Source organism: Streptomyces sp. AMJ-169, from assembly GCF_055597585.1.
Genome location: NZ_JBVLTJ010000003.1, coordinates 263,400 through 284,072 on the forward strand (window position 1 = coordinate 263,400; position 20,673 = coordinate 284,072).

At 72.8% G+C, this 20,673-nt stretch carries 23 protein-coding genes; 5 read left to right on the forward strand and 18 right to left on the reverse strand.

Annotated elements, in window-relative coordinates; translation table 11 throughout:
- Nucleotides 1-60: 60 nt before the first annotated feature.
- Nucleotides 61-1,098, reverse strand: a complete 1,038-nt coding sequence (locus ACYUD3_RS09450; RefSeq protein ID WP_470966631.1) for a zinc-dependent alcohol dehydrogenase — start codon at nucleotides 1,096-1,098, stop codon at nucleotides 61-63.
- A 199-nt stretch (nucleotides 1,099-1,297) separates the two neighbouring features.
- Here ACYUD3_RS09450 and ACYUD3_RS09455 point away from each other — a divergent pair, with 199 nt between their 5' ends.
- On the forward strand, nucleotides 1,298-1,777 hold the full coding sequence (locus tag ACYUD3_RS09455; protein ID WP_470966634.1) for a GtrA family protein: 480 nt from the start codon (nucleotides 1,298-1,300) through the stop codon (nucleotides 1,775-1,777).
- Nucleotides 1,778-1,845: 68 nt separating this feature from the next.
- Entirely contained in the window at nucleotides 1,846-2,997 is a 1,152-nt protein-coding gene (locus ACYUD3_RS09460; RefSeq protein WP_470966636.1) for a sensor histidine kinase, read from the forward strand.
- 65 nt (nucleotides 2,998-3,062) lie between these two features.
- Here ACYUD3_RS09460 and ACYUD3_RS09465 read toward each other — a convergent pair whose 3' ends face one another.
- The 6 genes from ACYUD3_RS09465 to ACYUD3_RS09490 all read right to left on the reverse strand — a co-directional run bounded on the left by ACYUD3_RS09465 (nucleotide 3,063) and on the right by ACYUD3_RS09490 (nucleotide 9,614).
- Nucleotides 3,063-5,285 carry an MMPL family transporter gene (locus ACYUD3_RS09465; RefSeq protein ID WP_470966639.1) on the reverse strand — a complete coding sequence of 741 codons (2,223 nt, stop codon included), beginning with the start codon at nucleotides 5,283-5,285 and terminating at the stop codon, nucleotides 3,063-3,065.
- 187 nt (nucleotides 5,286-5,472) lie between these two features.
- Nucleotides 5,473-6,090, reverse strand: a complete 618-nt coding sequence (locus tag ACYUD3_RS09470) for a class I SAM-dependent methyltransferase (protein WP_470966641.1) — start codon at nucleotides 6,088-6,090, stop codon at nucleotides 5,473-5,475.
- A 26-nt stretch (nucleotides 6,091-6,116) separates the two neighbouring features.
- Nucleotides 6,117-6,572, reverse strand: a complete 456-nt coding sequence (locus ACYUD3_RS09475; RefSeq protein ID WP_470966644.1) for an anthrone oxygenase family protein — start codon at nucleotides 6,570-6,572, stop codon at nucleotides 6,117-6,119.
- Nucleotides 6,569-6,946 carry a SchA/CurD-like domain-containing protein gene (locus ACYUD3_RS09480; protein ID WP_470966647.1) on the reverse strand — a complete coding sequence of 126 codons (378 nt, stop codon included), beginning with the start codon at nucleotides 6,944-6,946 and terminating at the stop codon, nucleotides 6,569-6,571. Before ACYUD3_RS09480 ends, ACYUD3_RS09475 begins: the two co-directional genes overlap by 4 nt.
- A complete protein-coding gene (locus ACYUD3_RS09485) occupies nucleotides 6,946-7,683 on the reverse strand; it encodes an SDR family NAD(P)-dependent oxidoreductase (protein ID WP_470966650.1) in 738 nt (245 codons plus the stop codon). The genes ACYUD3_RS09480 and ACYUD3_RS09485 overlap by 1 nt, the downstream gene beginning before the upstream one ends.
- A gap of 17 nt (nucleotides 7,684-7,700) precedes the next feature.
- Complete coding sequence (locus ACYUD3_RS09490; RefSeq protein ID WP_470966652.1) at nucleotides 7,701-9,614, reverse strand: AfsR/SARP family transcriptional regulator; 1,914 nt, start codon at nucleotides 9,612-9,614, stop codon at nucleotides 7,701-7,703.
- A gap of 375 nt (nucleotides 9,615-9,989) precedes the next feature.
- On the opposite strand from ACYUD3_RS09490, the gene ACYUD3_RS09495 reads away from it, so the two are divergent.
- The 3 genes from ACYUD3_RS09495 (at nucleotide 9,990) to ACYUD3_RS09505 (ending at nucleotide 12,035) form a co-directional block, all read left to right on the forward strand.
- Nucleotides 9,990-10,325 carry a TcmI family type II polyketide cyclase gene (locus ACYUD3_RS09495; protein WP_470966655.1) on the forward strand — a complete coding sequence of 112 codons (336 nt, stop codon included), beginning with the start codon at nucleotides 9,990-9,992 and terminating at the stop codon, nucleotides 10,323-10,325.
- A 133-nt stretch (nucleotides 10,326-10,458) separates the two neighbouring features.
- On the forward strand, nucleotides 10,459-11,358 hold the full coding sequence (locus ACYUD3_RS09500) for a haloalkane dehalogenase (RefSeq protein WP_470966657.1): 900 nt from the start codon (nucleotides 10,459-10,461) through the stop codon (nucleotides 11,356-11,358).
- Nucleotides 11,346-12,035, forward strand: coding sequence for an SDR family oxidoreductase (locus ACYUD3_RS09505; protein ID WP_470966660.1), 690 nt, complete (start codon nucleotides 11,346-11,348; stop codon nucleotides 12,033-12,035). The genes ACYUD3_RS09500 and ACYUD3_RS09505 overlap by 13 nt, the downstream gene beginning before the upstream one ends.
- Before the next feature lie 67 nt (nucleotides 12,036-12,102).
- On the opposite strand, the gene ACYUD3_RS09510 is transcribed toward ACYUD3_RS09505, so the two are convergent.
- From ACYUD3_RS09510 to ACYUD3_RS09560, 11 genes are all read right to left on the reverse strand, one after another.
- Nucleotides 12,103-12,402, reverse strand: a complete 300-nt coding sequence (locus ACYUD3_RS09510; RefSeq protein ID WP_470966662.1) for an antibiotic biosynthesis monooxygenase family protein — start codon at nucleotides 12,400-12,402, stop codon at nucleotides 12,103-12,105.
- Nucleotides 12,399-12,761, reverse strand: coding sequence for an antibiotic biosynthesis monooxygenase family protein (locus tag ACYUD3_RS09515; protein WP_470966665.1), 363 nt, complete (start codon nucleotides 12,759-12,761; stop codon nucleotides 12,399-12,401). Before ACYUD3_RS09515 ends, ACYUD3_RS09510 begins: the two co-directional genes overlap by 4 nt.
- Complete coding sequence (locus ACYUD3_RS09520; protein ID WP_470966667.1) at nucleotides 12,758-13,516, reverse strand: SDR family NAD(P)-dependent oxidoreductase; 759 nt, start codon at nucleotides 13,514-13,516, stop codon at nucleotides 12,758-12,760. The genes ACYUD3_RS09515 and ACYUD3_RS09520 overlap by 4 nt, the downstream gene beginning before the upstream one ends.
- Nucleotides 13,517-13,579: 63 nt before the next feature.
- Nucleotides 13,580-14,035, reverse strand: coding sequence for an anthrone oxygenase family protein (locus ACYUD3_RS09525; protein WP_470966671.1), 456 nt, complete (start codon nucleotides 14,033-14,035; stop codon nucleotides 13,580-13,582).
- Between the two features lie 2 nt (nucleotides 14,036-14,037).
- On the reverse strand, nucleotides 14,038-15,294 hold the full coding sequence (locus ACYUD3_RS09530; protein WP_470966674.1) for a beta-ketoacyl synthase N-terminal-like domain-containing protein: 1,257 nt from the start codon (nucleotides 15,292-15,294) through the stop codon (nucleotides 14,038-14,040).
- Nucleotides 15,291-16,595, reverse strand: coding sequence for a beta-ketoacyl-[acyl-carrier-protein] synthase family protein (locus ACYUD3_RS09535; RefSeq protein WP_470966676.1), 1,305 nt, complete (start codon nucleotides 16,593-16,595; stop codon nucleotides 15,291-15,293). Before ACYUD3_RS09535 ends, ACYUD3_RS09530 begins: the two co-directional genes overlap by 4 nt.
- Complete coding sequence (locus ACYUD3_RS09540) at nucleotides 16,592-17,431, reverse strand: cupin domain-containing protein (RefSeq protein ID WP_470966678.1); 840 nt, start codon at nucleotides 17,429-17,431, stop codon at nucleotides 16,592-16,594. The genes ACYUD3_RS09535 and ACYUD3_RS09540 overlap by 4 nt, the downstream gene beginning before the upstream one ends.
- 9 nt (nucleotides 17,432-17,440) lie before the next feature.
- A complete protein-coding gene (locus ACYUD3_RS09545; RefSeq protein ID WP_470966681.1) occupies nucleotides 17,441-17,695 on the reverse strand; it encodes an acyl carrier protein in 255 nt (84 codons plus the stop codon).
- Between the two features lie 36 nt (nucleotides 17,696-17,731).
- Nucleotides 17,732-18,622, reverse strand: a complete 891-nt coding sequence (locus ACYUD3_RS09550; RefSeq protein ID WP_470966683.1) for an NAD(P)H-binding protein — start codon at nucleotides 18,620-18,622, stop codon at nucleotides 17,732-17,734.
- Nucleotides 18,619-19,320, reverse strand: coding sequence for an antibiotic biosynthesis monooxygenase (locus ACYUD3_RS09555; RefSeq protein WP_470966686.1), 702 nt, complete (start codon nucleotides 19,318-19,320; stop codon nucleotides 18,619-18,621). The genes ACYUD3_RS09550 and ACYUD3_RS09555 overlap by 4 nt, the downstream gene beginning before the upstream one ends.
- Nucleotides 19,317-20,534: an FAD-dependent monooxygenase gene (locus tag ACYUD3_RS09560; RefSeq protein WP_470966688.1), complete on the reverse strand. Its 1,218-nt coding sequence runs from the start codon at nucleotides 20,532-20,534 to the stop codon at nucleotides 19,317-19,319. Before ACYUD3_RS09560 ends, ACYUD3_RS09555 begins: the two co-directional genes overlap by 4 nt.
- Between the last annotated feature and the right edge of the window lie 139 nt (nucleotides 20,535-20,673).

The window sequence follows — 20,673 nt, forward strand, 5'->3', positions numbered from 1 at the left end:
TTTAAATTCCCCGGACCCCCACGCCCCGGGCCCCCCGCCCCACTACCCCTGCTGCCCCCACTAGTCGATCGTCACCACGATCTTCTCCGCCGCCCCCGGCGTCAGCGCCAGCTCGAACGCGCGCCCCGCCTCCGCGAACGGCACCTGATGGCTGATCAGCTTCCCGAACCGCTCCTGGTGCTCGACCAGTTGGGGCGTGACCTCGAAGATCTCGGTGGGGTAGCCCTGCGAGGGGACGAGGAGCAGTTCGCTGCGGAGCATGCCGCCGAGGTCGATGTCGGCGCCCTTCTTCTGCACGGCGACCATGACCAGCTTCGCGTGCAGCTTGGCGGCCGACACGACCGTGTTGAAGACGACCGCCACACCGGCCGCGTCGAGGTAGATGTCCGTACCCGGGCGGGGCTGGCCGAGCGCGTTGGCGCCCTGCCCGTGCAGCTCGGTCAGCCGCGCGAGGACGTCCTCCTCCGCGGAGTTGATCACCGCGTCCACGCCCACGGCCAGCGCCTTCTCCAGCCGGTCCGGGATGACGTCGACGACGACCACGTGCCGTACGCCGCGCAGCTTGAACCAGATCGCGGCGCCCAGGCCGATGGGGCCCGCGCCGAAGACGACGACCTTGTCGTCGGGGCCGGCCTCGGAGCGGTTGACGGCGTGCAGGGCGACCGCCATCGGCTCGTTCAGGGCGGCCGTCGCGAACGGCACGGTGTCGGGGAAGACCGCGAGGTTGCGGCCGACCTCGGCGTTCTCGATGAGGAGGTACTCGCTCATCGCGCCCTGGGGGCCGCCGCAGCCGATGATGCCGTCGCCGTTCTGCGGGTTGACGACGACCCGGTCGCCGGGCTTGAGGCCGGTGACGTCCGCGCCGACCTCGACGACCTCCCCGGCCGGCTCGTGCCCGAGGGCCACCGGGACGATGTCGCCGCCCAGGTGCGCGTGGGCCGGGGTGCCGCCCAGGTGGAGGTAGAAGGTGTCGGTGCCGCAGATCCCGCAGGCGCGGACCCGGACGAGGACGTCGGCGGGGCCGGGGGCGGGGCGTTCGACCTCGACGGTCTCGACGGCGCCGACGCCCGCGGTGCGGACGGACTTCATGGTGCTCATGGTGGCTCATTCCTGCTGGTGCCTTCGGTGGTGCGTTCTCCACTCTGCGGGGGGACGCGCGCGCCCGCGAGGCAGCCCACTCCCGGACCGGGGTGTAGCGGGCTACACCTTCGCTTCGGGTACGGAACACCTCGTGCCCGAGGGGTGCCGGAGGAGATCGTTGAGGCCTGCTCAGGAAACCTCCGGAAGGAACCCCGCCATGACCTCGCCGCTCGCACCGAAGCCGGAGCTGGAGACGGAAAACGCGCCGAAAGGCCCGCTCTCCTCCTTCGTCCGCTTCGTCGTCTGCGGCGGCGGCGTGGGGCTCGCCTCCAGCCCGGCCGTGACCGTCCTCGCGCTGACCATGCCGTGGACGCTGGCGAACGCGGTGATCACGGTCCTGTCCACCCTCCTGTGCACGGAGCTGCACGCCCGCTTCACCTTCGGCACCGGCCGCGCCGGCTGGCGCCAGCACTGGCAGTCCGCCGGTTCGGCCGCCGCCGCGTTCGCCGTCACCTCGGCCGCGATGCTCGTCCTGCACTCCGTGGTCGCCGCGCCGAGCGTCCTCCAGGAGCAGGTCGTCTACCTCAGCGCCTCGGGCCTGGCCGGCATAGGCCGCTTCCTGGTCCTGCGGCTGTACGTCTTCGCGACGGCGCTCAAGGCCCCCCGGCCGGCGCTGCTGCGCCCGGCCATGGTGTAGCCAGCTCCACCACCGAAGGTGAAGCGCGCCCCACACCAGGGAAAACGCCGATCGTCTAGCGTTGACCCATGTGGAAAACAGTGCGGCGCGCGGGGTGGGCCACACTCCACCTCTTCCTTTCCGCCGCGATGGCCCTCGGCGTCTGGCTCTTCCTGACCGTCGTCTGGATCGCCGTGATCGGCACCGTCGCGGTCGTCGGCGCGTGGCTCCTGCCCGAAGTCGTCATCCTCCTGCGCCGGGTCGCGGGCGCCAAGCGCGATCTGACCGCGCGCTGGACCGGCGTGAAGATCCCCGAGGCGTACCAGCCGCTGACCGGCACGATCCGTGAGCGCTTCCGGACGGCCGTGCGCGATCCCGGTACCCGCATGGATGTGCGCTGGATGGCCGCGTACTGGCTGTACGGCGCGCTGGGGATTCTCGTGGTGCCGCTGTGGGCCGTGGGGCTGGCGGTGGACGGGGTGTGGTGCGGGCTGCTGCGCCGGGAGGCGGTCGTCCTCCCGCTGATCGTCCGGCTCGCGGATCTGGAGGCCGACTGGTCGACGGCGCTCCTCAAACCGTCGCACGAGGCCCAACTGACGGCCCGCGTCGAGGAGTTGGCCGCGACCCGGGCCGACGCGATCGCCGCGCACGGCGCCGAGCTGCGCCGTATCGAGCGGGACCTCCATGACGGCGCCCAGGCCCAGCTGGTGGCGCTGTCCATGCGGATCGGCCTCGCCAAGCGCGCCTACACCCGGGATCCGGACACCGCGCTGCGGCTGCTGGACGAGGCTCAGGAGCAGGCCGAGAAGGCGCTGACCGAGCTGCGGCAGGTGGTGCGCGGCATCCATCCGCCGATCCTCAGCGACCGGGGTCTGGTGGGGGCGGTGCGGGCGCTGGCGGCGAGCAGCGGTCTCGAGGTGAGCGTCGCCGACGAGGGCGTGTCCTCAGGGGTCCGGCCGCCGGCCGCGGTGGAGGCCGCCGCCTATTTCGTGGTCGCCGAGTCGCTGACCAACGTGGCGAAGTACAGCGGTGTCCTGCGGGCCGAGGTGCGGTTCGTGCGGACGCGGCGCGGGCTGCGGCTGCGGGTGGCGGACGAGGGGCGCGGGGGCGCGGATGAGGGCCGGGGTTCGGGGCTGCTGGGGATGCGGCGGCGGGTCGCGGCGCTCGACGGGGCGATGACGGTGTCGAGTCCGGTCGGGGGGCCGACGGTGATCGAGGCGGAGCTGCCGTGCGTGTGGTGAGCGGCTGACGGAACGAAAAGAAGAGGGGCCGCCTGGGTCAGGCGGCCCCTTCTTCCTGCGTCACATCAGCGGACGACGGTCAGCTCCGGCCGCTCGTCGTCCTGTTCGGCCGCCGGCGCCGGCACCTTCCGGCTCAGCCGCTCCCCCTCGACGTCGATGTCGGGCAGCAGCCACGCCAGCCAGCGCGGCAGGTACCAGGCCTTGTGCCCGAGGAGCGCGAGGACCGCGGGGACGATGGCCATCCGGACGACGAACGCGTCGAACAGGACGGCGATGGCCAGCCCGAACCCGATCATCTTGATCATCGACTCGCCCGCGCCGATGAACCCGGAGAACACGGCCATCATGATGAGCGCGGCGGCCACGACGACCCGCGCGCTGTGCCGGAACCCCGACACCACCGCGGCCTTCGGCGCCTCGCCGTGGACGTAGGCCTCGCGCATCCGCGAGACGAGGAACACCTCGTAGTCCATGGCGAGTCCGAAGACGATGCCCACCAGGAAGATCGGCATCATGCTCATGATGGGCCCGGTGGACTCGACGCCCAGCAGTCCGGCGCCGTGCCCGAGCTGGAAGACGGCGACGACGGCGCCGAGCGCGGCGAGGACGGAGAGCAGGAACCCGAACGCGGCCTTGAGCGGGACCAGCAGCGACCGGAAGACCAGCAGCAACAGCACGACCGCGAGGCCGACGACCACGGCGAGGTAGGGGATCAGCGAGTCCTGGACCTTGCCGGCGACGTCGATGTCCAGGGCGGTCTTCCCGGTCACCTCGTAGGTCGCCCCGGCCGCCTCCTCGATGCGGGGCCGCTCGTCGCGGATGGTCTTGACGAGGTCCTTGGTCTTCTCGTCGGTGGGGCTGGTGGCCGGGGTGACGCTGAACACGGCGGTGTCACCGGCGGTGTTGAAGCGCGCGGGCGAGACGGAGACGACGCCCTTAGTCGCGCCGATCTCCTTGCCGACGGTGCTGACGGCCGTCTTCGGGGCCTTGGCGCCCTTGGCGTCGACGACGATGGTGAACGGCCCGTTGAACCCGGGCCCGAACCCTTCGGCGAGGGCGTCGTAGGCACGGCGTTCGGTGGTGGACGTGGGCTTCGACTCGTCGCCGGGCATCCCCAGTTGGAGCTGGAGCGCGGGAACCGCCGCCGCGCCGAGGCCGATCACGCTGAGCACGAGGACCGGGACCGGGTGGCGTACGACGATCCGGGCCCAGCGGGAGCCGCCGTTCTCGGTCTTGCGCTGCTTCTTCTGGTGGCGGCGGGAGTTCTTGCGGGCGCCGCGCGAGAGGACGGCGTCGGGCCAGAAGCCGAGGATCGCGGGGACCAGGGTGAGGCAGATCAGCACGGAGACGAGGACGGCGCCGGCGGCGGCGAGGCCCATCTTCGTGAGCATCGGGATGCCGACGACCCACAGTCCCGCGAGGGCGATGACGACGGTGAGGCCGGCGAAGACGACGGCCGACCCGGCCGTGCCCGCCGCGAGCCCGGCGGCCTCTCTGGGGGCGTGGCCCTTGCCGCGTTCCTCGCGGTAGCGGGAGACGACGAACAGGGCGTAGTCGATGCCGCAGGCCAGGCCCAGCATGGTGGCGAGGGTGCCGGTGTTCTCGGACAGGCCGAAGGTCTCGGACAGGGCCATGATGCCGGTCATGCTGGCGGCCACGCCGATGATCGCGGCGAGCAGCGGCAGCCCGGCGGCGGCCAGCGAGCCGAAGGTGATGAGCAGGACGACGGCGGCGACCGCGATGCCGATGCCCTCGGCCGCGCCGCCCGCCGACGGCTGGGTCGCGAGCGCGTCGCCGCCGACCTCGACGGTCAGCCCAGCCTGCCGCGCCTCGTCGACCGCCTTTTGCAGATGCTCCTTCGACGGGTCGGTGAGGTCGTCGGCCTTCGCCTTGAAGCTGACGGTCGCGTAGGCGGTGGTGCCGTCCTTGCTGACCGCGTTCGCCGTGAACGGGTCGACGGCGGAGGAGACTTGGGAGCCGTCGGCGGCCTCGCCGACGAGGCGCTCGACCACGCGCTTGTTGCCGGCGGCGGTTATCTTCTCGCCGCTGGGTGCGATGAACACGATGCGTGCGCTCGCGCCCTCCGCGGAGGCGCCGGGGAAGCGCTCGCCCAGGAGGTCGAACGCCTTCTGCGACTCGATGCCGGGCATGGTGAAGCCCTCGTCGGCGGCGGCCGGCGCCTTGGAGGCGGCGAAGCCGACGGCGCCGAGCACCGCCACCCACAGGGCGACGACGAACCAGCGCCATCTGAAGGCCACCCGGCCCAGGTGATAAAGGACAGTTGCCATGACGGGGAGAGCCTCCGTAGCGGGGGTTGTGGATCAACGCGTCTCACGATCGCGTGATCGGCCCGCCGCCACGATGGAGCGCTCTCCCTGATCGGGGGTACAGCCCGCTACACCGGCGAGCGCAGTACTTCGTACGCAGTACGCGGCGAGGCCGGCCGCCGGGTGCGGCGGCCGGCCTCGGGGCGGGTCAGACGCGGGTGAGGGAGACCAGCCAGGCCTTCACACCGTCGGCGTCGACGGTGGCGTCGATGACGCTCTCCTCGATGGCGTCGATGCGCCAGCCGTCGGTGAAGGCGGCCTCGAACTCGGCGCGGGAGACGCAGTGCGGGCCCCAGTCCTCCTCCTGCCGGTCGCTGAAGGAGAGGACGAAGACGCGCTTGCCGGGGGTGACGACGGAGGCGAGGCTCTTGACGTAGGCGGTGCGCTCCTCGCCCTGGAAGCGGTGGAAGAGCCCGCAGTCGAGGACGGTGTCGAAGGTCTCGTCCAGTTCGGCGAGCTTCAGGGCGTCGTAGCGCAGGAAGCGGGCGGTCAGGCCGCGTTCGGTGGCCTTGTCCTCGGCGCGGCGCACGGCGTTGGCGGCGAGTTCGACGCCGGTGGCGTCCAGACCGAGCTTCGCCGCCATCAGGACGTGCTCGCCGGTGCCGCAGCCGACGTCGAGGACGCGGCCCTTGATGACGCCGGCCTCGGCGAGCGCGAGGAACGCCGACTGGGGGCGGCCGATCTCCCAGGGGGTCGCGCCGGTGTCGTACAGCTCCTCCAGGAAGCTGGGCTCCTGGTGGCGGGCGTAGACGGATTCGTCGAGCATGTCGGGTGCCTTTCGTCGGGTGGGGCTCAGGTGGCGAGGGCGAGGGCGTTGAGGGCGAGGGCGGTGACGGCGAGCGTCGTGCGGGTCAGGTGCCAGCGGCGCCAGGCGGGGCGGGGGTCGCTCCAGTCGGCGGGCAGCCGGTCGGGGTCCTGTGCCTTGACGCGGCGGTTGAGGGGGACGTTGCGGAAGTGGGAGACCCAGGAGACGGCCACGAGCAGCAGCGCCGCCGCCCCCAGCAGCCCGGCGCGCGGCACGTCGTCGGCCGTGACGGCCAGCGCGGTGCCGAGCAGCGCGGAGAGCAGGACGATCGCCGGCATGGTGGGGTCCCAGTTGCGGCCGAGCAGCTGGTGGGCGTAGACGTACCGGCCGGGCGGCATGGCGGCCAGGGCGGGTACGACGCTCAGGGCGACCGCGAACAGGACGCCGGCGGCGACGCCGTTGCCCAGCAGGACCAGCGCGCCGAGGAGTCCGGCGCCGGTCATGCCGCGGGGTGGTCGTCCGCGGAGAGCTGGGTGAGCACCCGCATGGTGGCGTTGGCGAAGTACTTCCGGAAGCCTTCGGGGGTGGCGGTGTCGCGCTGCTCGGCGAGGAAGGGGGCGAGGCGCTGTTCGACGGTGTGCACGCCCTGCTGGCGGGCCATGTGTCCGGCGATCGCGGCGAAGTCGCCCTCGTACTGGATGACGCGGACCATGACGTCGTCCTTGAGGAAGACGGCGGTGCCGAGCAGGCGTCCGGCGGCCTTGCCGTCGGTGCCGGGCAGGACGGGGGTGTCGACGCGCTTGAAGTCCTGGAAGATCTCGGCTATCTCGTCCTCGTGGCCGGGCTTGACGCGGTAGGTCACAGCAGCGAATGGCATCACATACCTCCATCGACGGTCAGGGTGGTGCCGCTGACGAAACGGGAGCCGTCACCGGCGAGGAACAGCACGGCGGCGGCGACGTCGCCCGGTGTGCAGAGCCGGCCGAGCGGGGTCGCGGCGAGGAGCCGTTGCCGTACGGGCGCGGGGAGTTCGCGGCCGTCGTCGTCGCTGGTGACTCCGGGGGCGACGACGTTGACGCGGATCCCCTGGGGGCCGAGGTCCTTGGCCAGGCCCCGGGTGAACCCGATCATGGCGGCCTTGGAGGCGCCGTAGTGCGCGGCGCCGGGCCGGCCGCGCAGGGCCGCCGCCGAGCCGACGTTGACGACCGAGGCGCCCTCGGCGAGCAGCGGCAGGGCGGCCCGGGTGACGAGGTAGGCGGAGGTGATGTTGTGGTCCAGCAGCCGCCGCCACCGCTCGGGCCCGAGGTCGGCCAGGGGGGCGTGGTCGTCGGCGCCGACGTTGTTGACGACGACGTCCAGGCCGCCGAGCTGCTGCCGGCAGGCCTCCAGCAGCCTTCCCGCGCCCTCGGGTTCGGTCACGTCCTCCTGGAGCACGCGGTACCCGTCACCGTACCGCTCCAAGTCGGCCGTGAGCCGGTCCGCCTCCGGGCCCTTCGCCCGGTGGCAGGTCACGACGCGGGCGCCCGCCTCGGCGAGGGCCAGTACGGTGGCCCGGCCGATCCCGCGGGTGCCGCCGGTGACGAGCACTCGTTTGCCTTGCAGTCCGTACCCCATGCGGGTCTCCGCCTCTCTCAGGCCACGTCGGTCCCCCGAGCGTGCACCAGCGCGCTGGGGTCGGGTTGGAGCGCCGATCGAGTGGGCCGGCCCGGGGGTGTCCCGTAGCCGTGCGCGGCGAACCGCTCGGTGCTGTCGCGGTCGCCCGGCCCGCAGGCGAGGTCGAGTTTGTCCCCGGTCAGGCATTTCCAGGTGAACCGGTAGGCGACGGCGGCGCGGTGGGGTTCCCACGCGGCGTTGACGAGCTGGGCCTCGACGAGTTCGTCGAGGACGGCCTCCGCCTCCGGGACGGGCACGCCCAGCACCGCCGATGCCTCCTCGGCGGTGACGACGGATCCGGCGGTGACGGCGAGCGCGCGGTAGGCGACGCGGACCTGGGGGGTGAGCAGCCGGTAGGTGCGGCGCAGGCTCGGCCCGAGGGAGCCGAAGGTGTGCACCGCGCTCTCCAGGGCGCGGGCCGCGGACCAGTGCGGGCGCAGCTCCAGCTGCCGGGCGACGGCGCACAGGGCGCCGGGCAGCCCCTGGGAGAGCCCGATGATCTTCTGTACGGCGTCGGCCTCGTAGGCGAGCCGGTCGGGGCCCAGGGTGTGGGAGAGGAGCTGCCAGGCGGTGGCGCGGCAGAGTTCGGGGGCGGGGACGGCGGCGGTGATGCGCGGGTCGGACAGCCGGCGGCGGCAGGTGAGGAGGGTGGCGCTGCGGGAGCCGCCGGGCAGCAGGGGCAGCAGCTGGTCGGCGTCGACGACGTCGTCGAGGGCGACGAGCACCCGGCGTTCGGCGGCCCAGCTGCGGAACATACGGGCGCGTTCGTCGAGGTCGTCGGGGATGCGCGCGGGCGGTATGCCGATGGCGCGCAGGAAGTCGCCGAGGATCTCGCCGGGGGGTACGCGGCGGCCGTCGGGGGTGGTGAGGACGGCCCACAGCTGGCCGTCGGGGTAGCCGGCGCGGACCTGGTGGGCGGTGTGCACGCAGAGCGCGGACTTGCCGGAGGCGGGGACTCCGGTGATGACGACGACCGGGCGGCCGACGCGCGGTCCTTCGGTCAGCGCGCGGGACAGGGCGGCCACCTGCCGTTCGCGCCCCACCAGCAGGACGTCCGGGGGGAGTTGGCTGGGCACCGGGCAGACCTGGGCGGGCCGGGCGGCGCCGAGGGCGTCCTCGGGCAGGTCGAGGGAGGGGTCGCCGTCGAGGATGCGGCCGTGCAGCTGGCGCAGTTCCGTGCAGGGTTCGAGGCCGAGTTCGGCGGCCAGGGCGAGGCGGGCGTGCCGGTAGGCGGTGAGCGCCTCCGAGCGGCGTCCGGAGCGGTAGAGGGCGAGCATCAGCTTGGCCCGCAGGCCCTCGTGGGTGGGGTGGGCGGCGACCATGCCGAGGAGTTCGCCGACGACCTGGTGGTGCAGGCCGAGGCCGAGTTTGGCCTCGACGCGCTCCTCCAGGACGGTGCGGCGCAGCTCTTCGAGCCGGACCGCCTCGGCCTGGAGGACGGAGCCGAGTTCGTTCTCGGCGATGGAGGTCTTGCTCCACAGGGCGAGGGCCTGGTCGAGGGTCTCGACGCCCAGGAGGCTGTCGCCCTCGATGATGCGGGCGCGGCCTTCGGCGACGAGGGCGCAGAAGCGGTGGGCGTCGACGGATTCGGCGGGCAGCCGCAGGAGATAGCCGGCGTCGGTGGTCTCCAGGGTGACCGGGGTGCGGGAGAGCTGGGTGAGCCGGCTGATGTTCTTGCGGAGCTGGTAGATGTAGGTCTGGAGGGTGGTGCGGGCGCTGCGGGGCGGGCGGTCCGCCCAGAGTTCGGAGAGGAACTGGTCGGTGCTCACGACCCGGTTCGCGTTCAGCGCGAGCAGGGTCAGGACCTGGCGGAGTTTGGGGGCGGACAGCCGTACCGCCGGCTTGCCGTCAACGGTCAGTTCGAAGGGTCCCAGAAGCCGAACCTGTATCAATGGGGCACCGTCGTTTCTTCGTTCGCTGCGGCAACAAAAACCCGATTCATTTCTGACGAGTATTCATGCGACCGCAATGTGGGGGGACGCTGGGGGGACAGGAACACCCTCTTACTCCAGTTCTGTAACTGTCAATAGTTAACCGACTGAATGACTTGACATCCGCCATTTACGAGGCCCCCTGGCGAAACATCGCATTCGCCGTGTGAAAGTCCCTACCGCTGGGTAAGGAGGGGGCAATTTCAGGACAACGCATGGCGGAAACAGCCGCACTCCGCCCGAAAGGGCCGGTTCAGCGGCCGTCGAGCCGCCGTCGAGCGGGCGCCCCGATCCTTCCCGAAAGCCGCCGAACCACCCCGGCCAGCAGGAGGAACCATGAACCGGACACTCGTCGTCGCCCGCATACGGCCCGGCTCGGCCCCCGAAGTCGCCCAGGCCTTCGCCGATTCCGACGCGACCGAACTGCCCCGGCTGATCGGGGTCTCCCGGCGCACCCTCTTCACCTTCCACGACCTCTACTTCCACCTGATCGAGGCGGACGAGGACATCCGGCCGAACCTCGGCGAGGCCCGCAGCCACCCGCTCTACCGGGACATCGACCGCCGCCTCGCGGAGTTCATCACCCCCTACGACCCGGGCTGGAAGGAGCCCAAGGACGCGATGGCAAGGGCTTTCTACGAGTGGACGCCGGAGCAGGGAAGGATGCGCTAGAAATCCCCGGGGCAGATATCCGCTTTCCCCTCCCTAAACGTGTGATGGGCGACAGTCGCACAATCCGCGAAGCGGCCCCTTTGTCAATTATTTACCAACTCCGGGCGCCGCAGACCTTGAAGGAAACTCATTCATGCCGCACACGACCGCTCTCGGGTCGCCGATGCACTACACCGACACCGGTGACGGGCCCGCCTTCGTCTTCCTGCACGGCAACTGCGCGTCCTCCTACCTCTGGCGCCGCGTCCTGCCCGGCATCGGCGGCGGCCGGCTCCTCGCCCCCGACCTGATCGGCATGGGCCGCTCCGGCCGCCCCGACCTCCCCTACTCCTTCGCCGACCACGCCCGCCATCTCGACGCCTGGGCGGACGCGCTCGGCCTGGACGACGTCGTCCTCGTCGGACACGACTGGGGCGGCACCCTCGCCTGCGACTGGGCCGCCCGCCACCCCGGCCGGGTACGCGGACTCGCCCTGCTGGAGGCCGTCGTCAAGCCCATGACGCGGGACGAGCTCCAGCCGTGGGCGCGCGCCCGCTGCGAGGCCATCGGCGCCCCGGGCACCGGCGAGGAGATGGTGCTCGCCCAGGACCTCTACCAGCGCCAGGCCTACACGGGCGGCGGAGGTGTCCTCACCACCGTCGCCGACGCCGACATGGCCGTCCACCTCGCCGCGCACCCCACCCCCGAGAGCCGCCGCCCGCTGCTGGCCTGGGCCCGGCAGATCCCGCTGGACGGCGAACCGGCCGAACTCGTCGCCCGTATGCGGGAGTTCCACACCTGGCTCGCCGCCAGCACGGACGTGCCCAAGCTGCTGCTGACCTTCCACGGCTCACCGACCCTGCTCGTCGGCGAGGCCATGGCCGCGTGGTGCGCCGAGCAGTTCGCCGCGCTGGAGACGGTGTCCTGCGGCGCCGCGGGCCACTACGCGCCCGAGGACCGGCCGCACGAGATCGCCGCGGCCGTGGCCGCCTGGGCCGGACGGCACGGGCTCTTCGACCCCCTCCGGAAGGAACCCACGACGTGCGAGCAGTGATCATGGGCGGCACGGCGGGCATCGGCCTGGCCACCGCCGTCCGCCTCACCAAGGCCGGCCTCAGCGTCACCGTCACCGGCCGCGACCCCGAACGCCTCGCGGCGGCACGCGATCAGGTGGCGGCGGCCGACCAACTGGACGGCACCGAAGAGGAGTCCGTGGCCGCCTACTTCGAACGCCTGGGCCCCTTCGAGCACTTGGTCCTCGCCTTCGGCCCCGCCACGGCCGGCTTCGCCCCCGCCAAGTCCCTCACCACCGACCGCCTCCGCGCGGTCGTCGAACCCAAGCTGTACGGCTACCTCACCGCGATCGGGCACGCCCAGGTCACCGCCTCCGTCACCCTCCTGACCGCCGGCAGCGCCCGCGTCGCCCGCCCCGGGACCGCCGCCCTGGCCGCCGTCAACGGCGGTCTGGAGGCCGCCGTCCGCCCCCTCGCCGTCGAACTCGCGCCGGTACGGGTCAACGCGGTCTCGCCCGGGGTCATCGACACGTCCTGGTGGGCGGGGCTCGACGAGGAGCAGCGCGCCGCCCAGTTCGCGGCCGTCGCGGCGGCCACTCCGGCGGGGCGGGTGGGGCGGCCCGACGACGTCGCGCGGGCCGTGGAGTATCTGGTGCACGCCGAGTTCGTGACCGGGGCGGTGCTGCCGGTGGACGGGGGGCTGACGCTGCCGCGCTGAAGTCGCCTCGCCTGGGCATGAGTTGGCCCCGGCCTCCTTTCGAAGGAGGCCGGGGCCGCAGTCGTTCTCAGTACGCCGCGTTCACCTCGTACACCGCGAACGGGACCGCCAACTCCCGGTCCCGGAACGGCCGTAGCGCCGCCGTGCTGGGCCGGTGGCCTTCGCTGCGCTCCCACTCCTGGAACGACGACAGGTCGCGCCAGCGGCTGAGCACGACGAAGCCGGGTCGGCCCGCGACGGACTCCAGGAGTTCGTTGCCGAGCATGCCGGGGACGCCGGCCAGGGACTCGCTGACCTCGTGGTAGGCCCGGCGGATCGCCTCGGGGTGCTCGGCGTGGTGATGGACGAGCACCCGGACCTCGGTCACCGGGCCCCGCCGGACAGCGATCCGCCCCCGCCGGACAACGACCGCTCCCCGCCCGGCAGCGCGGCGACCACCTTCATCGTCACCATCGAGCCGCCGGAGCGGAACGGGTGCAGTTTCTGGCGGTGTTGAAGATGCCGGTCGCTGGTCTCGAAGGCGCGGAACTGCGGCTCGTCGACCCAGTCGCTGATGATGTAGTACACGCCGGGCTCCTCCTCGCCCCGGCACAGCCACTGGCCGAGGTTGGCCGGGTGGGAGGTCACGGAGTCGCCGACGGCCGACCACGTCTTCTCGAAGTCCGCCTCCATGCCGGGCTTGACGTTCATGCGCAGCATGATGCGGAACGGCTGGGCGGTGGTCACGAGATGCCTCCGTCGACGTAGAGGGTGGAGCCGGTGACGTACCGGGACAGGTCACTGGCGAGGAACAGCACGGCGCCGGAGACCTCTTCGGGGGTGCCGAGGCGGCCCAGCGCGGTCTTCGCCTTGTACCGCTGGACGAGCGCCTCGCGCTGCTCCGCCGGGCGGCTGGCCAGTTCCTCGGTCTCGATCACGCCGAGCGCGATCACGTTGAAGCGGATGCCCTGGGCGCCGTACTCCTTGGCCAGGGAGCGGGAGAGGCCTTGCAGGGCCGACTTGGACGCCGTGTAGTGGGCGCGCAGGGGGATGCCGACGTCCGCCGACTTGGAGCCGATGAACGCCACCGACGCGCCCTCGCCGAGCAGGCTCAGCGTCAGGGCCTCCTGCGCGAGGACGTACGCGGCCGTCAGGTTGGTGTCGAGGACGCGGCGCCATTCGTCGGCGGGGAGTTCGCCGAACGGGATGTGGCTGACGGTGCCCGCGTTGTGGACGAGCAGGTCGATCCGGCCGTACCGCTCGCCGGTCGCGCGGACGAGGTCGCGGGCGCGGGCCGGGTCGGCCAAGTCGGCCTGGATCACCTGGTGGTCGCCGGGGGTCTCCTTCAGCTCGGCGGTCAGGGAGTCCACGGCGGCTGAGGGCTGGCGGTAGCAGGTGGTCACGTCGGCGCCGGCGCGGGCGAGGGCGAGGACGATGCCGCGGCCCACGCCCCGGCTGCCGCCGGTCACCAGGGCTTTGCGGCCGGTCAGGTCGAGATCCATGTCATCTCCGGGAGGGGGTGTCTGGGAAGGGTGTCTATACGAAGGGGGTATTCAAAGGGCCGCTCAACTGATCGCGACCGTCACGCAGTTGGCGACCAGCGCCGTCGCGACGAGCACGCAGCGCCGCAGGTTCCACCGGCCCCACGCGGCCCGCCGCTGCCGCCAGTCGCGCGGCGGGGCCTGCGGGTCGAGGGAGCGGACCCAGGCGTTGAGGGGGACGTTGCGGGTGACCGCGATGAGGACCGCGCCGGCCGCGAGGACCGCCGCCGTGCCCGAAAGCCCTTGGGCGAGCGGGGTGTTGGCGGTGACGGCAAGGGTGAGGTCGCCAAGTACCGTCAGGATCAGGCAGGTCGGCATGAAGGGGTCGTAGCGGGTGGAGAAGAAGGCGTGGGTGCGGATGTACTGGTCCGCCGGGAGCCGCGCCATCAGCGGGAACTGGCCCAGTTCGCTGGCGGTGAGCACCCCGGCGGCCAGACCGTTGCACAGCAGGACGGCCGCCAGGACGAGCGGGTCGGACACGGTCACCTCCCCGGCTCCGAACGGCGCAGCACAGCGGCCGAGTTGAAGCCGCCGACCCCGCGCGCGACGACGAGCGCGTGCCGTACGTCGGCCTCGCGGGCCTCGGTCACCAGGTCGATGCCGGGAGGAGCGGGCACGTTGACCGTCGGCGGCAGCACCCCCTTCTCGACGGCGAGCGCCGCCCACGCCAGGTCGAGCGCGGCGCCGCCCGAGCAGAGCCGCCCGGTCATGGTCTTGGGCACGGTCACCGGCACCCGGCGTCCGCCGAACACCGCCCGCAGCGCGTCGAGTTCGAGCCGGTCGGCCTGCGCGGTGCCGGCGCCGTCCGCGAAGACGACGTCGATGTCGTCCGGGGTGCAGCCGGCCCGCGCGATGGACTCCCGTACGGCGCGCTCCAGTTGGCGCGCGTCGGGTGGTGGGTCCTCGGGGTGCCAGGCGTCGTGGGTGGCCGCGGTGCCGGCCACCTCGGCGTACACCCTCGCCCCGCGCTCGCGCGCCCGCTCCTGCGGTTCGAGGACGAGCATCGCCCCGCCCTCCCCCGGCACATACCCGCCGGCGTCGGCGGCGAAGGGCCGGTAGGCGGTGTCCGGGTCGCTCTCCCGGCTGAGCCCCGGCAGCCCGCTCTGGCACACCAGCGCGTACGGCGACAGCGGCGCCTCCGTACCGCCGGTGAGGACGCCGACGCTGCCCCGGGCGAGCAGCCGCCGGGCCTGCCGTACGGCGTCGATGCCGCCGGCGCCGTCCGCGACGAGGACTCCGCAGGCGCCCTTCAGCTGGTGGCGGATGGACAGCTGGCCGCTGCTCGCGGCGTAGAACCAGCCGATCGACTGGTAGGCGCTGACCGCGCGGGGGCCGTCCTGCCACAGGGCCTGGATCTCGCGCTGGCCGAAGGCGTTGCCGCCGGAGCCGCCCGCGGTGACCACGGACAGCTCCATGGGGTTCTCGTCCGACGGGTCCAACTCGGCGTCGTCCAGGGCGAGTCGGGCGGCGGCGAAGGCGAGCCAGGTCCAGCGGTCGGTCTGGACGAGGAGGCGGTGGTCCGCCCACGCCGTCTGGTCGAAGCTGGTGACCTGTCCGGCCACCGAGACGGGCAGGCCGCTCGCGTCGAAGGAGGTGATCGGGGCGATGCCGGAGCGGCCGGCCAGGGTGTTGTCCCAGTGCTCGGCGACGCCGGTGCCGGTGGGGGCGACGACGCCGATGCCGGTGATCACGGCGGCCTCTCGCGGCCGGGCGCCCCCTTTCAGCTGGGCCGCAGTCATCCGAGCCCCCCGCCCCGGCTGAACACCATCGCCGACTGGAACCCCCCGAATCCGCTGCCCACCGACAGCGCGTGCCGGACCGTCGCCTCGCGGGCCGTCAGCGGGGTGTAGTCGAGGTCGCACTCGGGGTCGGGCTCGGTGAGGTTCGCGGTCGGCGGGATCACCCCGCGCTGGAGGGTCAGCGCGCACGCGGCCATCTCGATGGCGCCGATCGCGCCCAGCGAGTGCCCGACGACCGACTTGATCGAGCTGATCGGCACCCGCCGCACCGGCTCGCCGAGCGCCCGCTTGTAGGCGGCCGTCTCGTGCCGGTCGTTCTGCCGGGTGCCCGAGCCGTGCGCCGAGATGTATCCCAAGTCCTCGGTGTTCAGCCGGGCTTGGCCCATGGCGTCGCCGATCGCCGCGGCGAGTTCGGCGCCGTCGGGGCGCAGGCCCGTCATGTGGAAGCCGTTGGCGCGGGCCGCGTAGCCGGTGATCTCGCAGTAGATCCGGGCGCCCCGGGCGCGGGCGTGCTCCAGCTCCTCCACGACGAGGAACGCGGAGCCCTCGCCGAGGACGAAGCCCTGGCGGCCGTCGTCGAAGGGGCGCGAGGCGGCCTCCGGGTCGTCGTTGTGCGGGGTGGTCGCGCGGATCGCGTCGAAGCAGGCGACCGTGATCGGGGAGATCGGCGCGTCGGAGGCGCCGGCGATGACGACGTCCGCCTCGTCGTCCTGGACGAGTCCGAGGGCGTGCCCGATGGCGTCGATGCCGGAGGTGCAGCCCGTGGAGACGACGGCGGCGGGGCCGTGGGCGCCGTAGCGGGCGGCGAGTTCGGCGGCGCCGCTCGCCGGGACCAGGGACTGGTAGAGGAAGGGGCCGGTGTGCCGGTGGTCGACGACCCAGTCCCGGCCGTGGTTGCTGGCGACGACGTACTCGTCCTCGAGGCGGGTGGTCGCGCCGACGGCGGAGCCGAGGGTGACGCCGGTCCGGTCGCCGTCGTGGAGGTCGAGCCCGGCGTCGGCGACGGCCTCGTCGGCGGCGATCATCGCCATCTGCACGAACCGGTCGGTGCGGCGCAGCTCTTGGGGGGTCAGGCCGCGGCCCGCCGGGTCGACGTCGACCTCGGCGGCGATGCGGGAGCGGAACGCGGCGGGGTCGAACTTGCTGATCCGGCGGATCGCGGGCTTGCCGTCGGTGATCCGGGCCCAGAACCGCTCGCGGGTCTCGCCGCCGGGGGCGACGACGCCGATGCCGGTGACGACGGCCCGCCGCTCTTCATTGACGGTCTGCCTCTCTTCGCCGCCGCGCCTCACGCCGCTCATGAGGCGGCCGGTTCGGGCTCGGCCGTCTCCGTGTCCACGTGCCCGAGTTCGGGCCGGGGCGCGAGCGGGCTCAGGTGGAACACGGCGAGGACGTCCGTCTCCCCCACGTTGACCAGCCGGTGGCGCACGTTGCGCGGGATGAGCAGCCCCTGCTCGCCGCCCACCTTCACCGGCTCCCCGTCGAGATCGACCCGCAGCTCACCGCCGGTGACGAACAGGAACTCCTCGGAGTAGGGGTGGTAGTGCTCGGTGACCTTCTCGCCGGGCGCGATGCGGACGGCGCCGCAGAACCCGGCGGACGAGCCGACCGTGCCGGGCGAGACGAGGGTGCGCAGGTCGCCGCCGCGCCGGGTGTTGGACGGCACGTCGTGGAAGCCGACCGGGAGCAGCCTGCGCCGCTCGACTCCGGCCTTGACGGCGGCCAGCTGGACGGGCGAGTTGGTGTTGATGCGGTCGGTCATCGCGGCGGTGTCGACCGGCGCGTCCGGCTTCATCCGGAAGTCCTGCACCCACCGCAGCCGGGTGCGGTCGGGGCCGATCTCCTCGTAGGTCCAGGTGAGGTTCATGAACTCGAAGGGGCCGGTCTCCACCCGGCGGGCCCGTACGGTCCAGGTGTCCTTGTCCCAGACCCGCTCCGAGATCCAGGACCAGGTGCGGCCCTCCTCGTCGGGGTGCATGGTGAGCCGGAAGACGACCGACGCGGCGGTCTCCTCCAGGACCTCCACGGCGGCGTACTCGGTGAAGAGGCGCGGCCAGTCGCGGACGTCGTTGGTGAGGTCCCACACGAACCCGATGGGCGCGTCGATGTCGGTCTGGTTGTCGGTGTGCCCGATCATGTCCGCCTCCTAGGCCAGTTCGCCGGTGAGCCGCAGATTGACGAGCTGCCGGATCCCGGCGGGCGTCTCCTGCGGGGTCAGTTCGTCCTCGACCGTGATGCCGTAGCGGTCGAGCAGCCGGCCCGCGATCTCCAGGCGGGCCAGCGAGTCCATGCCCAGCTCCTCGAAGGAGCTGTCGAGACCGCCCTCGGCGGCCAGGGGGTCAACTCCCACGGCGATCAGCAGCTGTTGCACGTCACGCTCGGTCAGTTCTGTCTCCGCCATCGCGGAACTCCTTTCGGACAACGGTCGGTTGGTGCGTCAGGAAGGCAGGGGCCTGCTCGCGAACGCCGCCTTGTTCTCCAGCGCCCACTGCGCGAAGCTCCGGCCGGGCTTGCCGGTCAACTCCCGTACGGCGGGCGAGATTTCTTCGGCGCGCTCGACCCCGGTCGCGGTCAGCGCGAGCAGCGTGTCCGCGACGGCGGCCGGCATCCCCCCGATGACCATCGCCGAGCGCGCCCGGTCCGGCGTGATCTCCTCCAGCCGCACCTCCCGCCCCACGGCCACGCCGATGAGCCGCGCCCGCTCGTGATAGGTGATCGACTCGGGCCCGGTCAGCTGATAGGTCCGCCCGAAGTGCCCGTCGCTGGTGAGGACTTGGACGGCGACGTCGGAGATGTCCCGCTCGTGGACCGGCGCCCACTGGGCGTCGGCGTAGGGGGCGCGGACGACGTCGGTGGCGCGGATCTGCGGGGCCCAGTCGAGGGAGTTGGCCATGAACTCGCCGGGCCGCAGCAGGGTCCAGCCCAGGTCGGAGTTCTCGACGGCCTCTTCGACGACGCGGTGCATCCGGCCGATGACATTGGACTGCTGCTCGGCGGGAACACCGCCCTGGGTGGTGCCGGAGGTCAGCAGGACGACCTTGGACACGCCCTGTTTCCGGGCGAGTTGGAGGAACGCGGCGGTCTGGGCGCCGCCGTCGGGGCCGTGGAGGAAGGCCGCCGCGTTGAGGAAGATCCCGTCGACGCCGTGCAGGGCGTCCTCCAGGCCCGCCGGGTCGGTCATGAGGTCGCCGGTGACGGTCTCGGCGCCGGCCGGGACGCGGGCGCCTGCGGGGTCGCGGGTCAGCGCCCGGACCTTGACGTCTCGTTCCAGCAGCAGTTCCACGACGCCCCGGCCGACGTTGCCGGTGGCGCCCGTCACGAGTATCACTGCGAACTCCCTTCGCCGGTGGGCTTGTTGCCGAGCGCGGTGTGCAGGTGCCAGCGGTGGTATCCGCTCGGCCGCACTCCGGGGATCTCCTCGGTGAGGCGCTGCCGGGAGGCGGCCGTGTCCTCGGCGCCGACCGCCGCGAGGTGCGCCTCCTCGTCGGTCCACTCCGCGTAGCCGAGGACGCGGGTGCCGTCCGCGCTGACGTGGAAGTACGCCGACAGCGCGCCCGGCATCTGCCCGACGTCCCGCGTGTCGTCGTCCCCCGCCATCGTGAACAGCGTGTCCAGGAAGTGCTGTTGGCGTTCGGGGCCGTCGGTGTCGAAGACCGGGGTGACGAGGCAGCCCGGCATCTCGCCGGGCGCCCCGCCGGGGTAGGAGCGCGCGACCCGGTAGCGCAGGGGCGCCGCCGGCTGGGTGCCGGGGATGCCGGGCACGTACGGCACGGGGCCGGCGAGCGCGGTGTCCAGGGCGGTGTCGTCGCTCCACTGCTCGTAGGCGAGCAGCGCGCGCCCGTCGGTGCCGGCGAACAGCGCCCAGCTCAGCAGCCCGCGCGGCCACACCTCCTTCTGCCGCTCGGCGGCGGCGAAGGCGGCCGACTCCCGTTGCAGATCGGGGCGTCCGATGTGCCGGATGGTGACGACGGCGACGCCGGCCCCGGCGCGGGCGGGGTCGGGCCAGCCCTCGGTGCGGCGGTTCACGCGCGTGTCCCCTTCTCCTGCGCGCCGGCGCGGGTGTCCCAGCTGACGCGGTGCTCGTAGATCCAGGCCAGCGAGTGCTCGCCGCCGGAGGCGTGCCCGGCGAGCAGGGCCGGCAGCTTGCGGTCGCGGACGCGCCGCTGGAGCGGGCCGACGGCCTTGAACTTGCTGGCGCGCGCGCCCTGCGCGGTGACCTTGCGGGCGCGCGGCTGCCGCAGCCGCTGGAAGGTCCGGAAGGCGGCCTCGGGGGTGGGCAGGTCGCGCAGGCACTGGGCGAGCACGACGCCGTCCTCCATCGCCATCGACGCGCCCTGCCCGGCGGCCGGGGAGGCGGCGTGCGCGGCGTCACCGGCCAGCACGATGCGGGAGGTGTGCCAGACGGGGAGGTCGGGGACCTCGTACGAGTTGGAGACGGTGACCGGGCCGCTCGCCGCGACGATCGCGCGGGCCGGGCCCTTGTCGCGGGCGAAGACGCTCGCCAGCCGGGCCTTCCAGCGGGCGTCGTCGACGCGCTCGACCTCCTCGCGCGTCACGGCCTCCTTGCGGCCGAGGTTGGCGAACCACCACACGTCGCCCGCCGGGTCGACGGCGCAGCCGAAGAAGGCGCGGCGGCCGAACACCATCCGGTGCTCCCCGGGCGCGAGCCCGAGCCCGGCGGCCGGGCTGAACCCGCCGACGTTGATGAGCCCCGTGTAGGGCGCGACCGCGAGCTCCGGCAGGATCAGCCGCCGTACGGTGGAGTGGACGCCGTCGGCGCCGATCAGCAGGTCGCCGCCGGCCGACGTGCCGTCCGCGAAGTACGCGGTCACGCCGTCCGGCTTCTCGTCCAGGGCCTTCAGCCGCTTGCCGGTGTGCACGGGGATGCCCCGGCGGCGGACCTCGTCGAGCAGCCGGGCGTGCAGTTCACCGCGCCGCACGCTCCGGGTGGCCGTCCCGTCGGGGAGCGAGCCGCCGACCTTCACCTCGTTCAGCTTGCGTCCGTCACCGAGGTAGAAGGCGATGGACGGCGCCGCGAACCCGATCCCGTTGACGACGTCGACGGCGTCGACCGCGTACAGGGCGCTGAGCCCGTTGACCGCGACGGTGAGATAGCTGCCCCGGTGCTCGGGCGAGGTCTCGTACGCCTCGTACAGCTCGGGTTCGTACCCCGCTTTGGCGAGCGCCAGAGCGGTGACGGCGCCGGCGACACCGCCTCCGATGATCAGTGTTCGGGTCATATGGGTGGTCCTCCTGACGTGGCGGCGGCTGGGGCCCTTCTGATGGATCTCCGTGGGAGAAGGAGCGGCGTTCGGCGAGCGGGCGTGCCGGGCGCCGCGACGCCGCGGAGATCCGTCAGAAGGGCCCTGGGTCCGGTCA

What these genes read in the sequence shown, in the direction of transcription:
- ACYUD3_RS09470 (WP_470966641.1), bottom strand. Translation starts at nt 6,090, where the DNA reads ATGCTCGACGAATCCGTCTACGCCCGCCACCAGGAGCCCAGCTTCCTG.
- ACYUD3_RS09560 (WP_470966688.1), bottom strand. Translation starts at nt 20,534, where the DNA reads ATGACCCGAACACTGATCATCGGAGGCGGTGTCGCCGGCGCCGTCACC.
- ACYUD3_RS09460 (WP_470966636.1), top strand. Translation starts at nt 1,846, where the DNA reads ATGTGGAAAACAGTGCGGCGCGCGGGGTGGGCCACACTCCACCTCTTC.
- ACYUD3_RS09485 (WP_470966650.1), bottom strand. Translation starts at nt 7,683, where the DNA reads ATGGGGTACGGACTGCAAGGCAAACGAGTGCTCGTCACCGGCGGCACC.
- ACYUD3_RS09450 (WP_470966631.1), bottom strand. Translation starts at nt 1,098, where the DNA reads ATGAGCACCATGAAGTCCGTCCGCACCGCGGGCGTCGGCGCCGTCGAG.
- ACYUD3_RS09520 (WP_470966667.1), bottom strand. Translation starts at nt 13,516, where the DNA reads ATGGATCTCGACCTGACCGGCCGCAAAGCCCTGGTGACCGGCGGCAGC.
- ACYUD3_RS09500 (WP_470966657.1), top strand. Translation starts at nt 10,459, where the DNA reads ATGCCGCACACGACCGCTCTCGGGTCGCCGATGCACTACACCGACACC.
- ACYUD3_RS09535 (WP_470966676.1), bottom strand. Translation starts at nt 16,595, where the DNA reads ATGAGCGGCGTGAGGCGCGGCGGCGAAGAGAGGCAGACCGTCAATGAA.
- ACYUD3_RS09540 (WP_470966678.1), bottom strand. Translation starts at nt 17,431, where the DNA reads ATGATCGGGCACACCGACAACCAGACCGACATCGACGCGCCCATCGGG.
- ACYUD3_RS09455 (WP_470966634.1), top strand. Translation starts at nt 1,298, where the DNA reads ATGACCTCGCCGCTCGCACCGAAGCCGGAGCTGGAGACGGAAAACGCG.
- ACYUD3_RS09495 (WP_470966655.1), top strand. Translation starts at nt 9,990, where the DNA reads ATGAACCGGACACTCGTCGTCGCCCGCATACGGCCCGGCTCGGCCCCC.
- ACYUD3_RS09475 (WP_470966644.1), bottom strand. Translation starts at nt 6,572, where the DNA reads ATGACCGGCGCCGGACTCCTCGGCGCGCTGGTCCTGCTGGGCAACGGC.
- ACYUD3_RS09480 (WP_470966647.1), bottom strand. Translation starts at nt 6,946, where the DNA reads ATGCCATTCGCTGCTGTGACCTACCGCGTCAAGCCCGGCCACGAGGAC.
- ACYUD3_RS09545 (WP_470966681.1), bottom strand. Translation starts at nt 17,695, where the DNA reads ATGGCGGAGACAGAACTGACCGAGCGTGACGTGCAACAGCTGCTGATC.
- ACYUD3_RS09530 (WP_470966674.1), bottom strand. Translation starts at nt 15,294, where the DNA reads ATGACTGCGGCCCAGCTGAAAGGGGGCGCCCGGCCGCGAGAGGCCGCC.
- ACYUD3_RS09465 (WP_470966639.1), bottom strand. Translation starts at nt 5,285, where the DNA reads ATGGCAACTGTCCTTTATCACCTGGGCCGGGTGGCCTTCAGATGGCGC.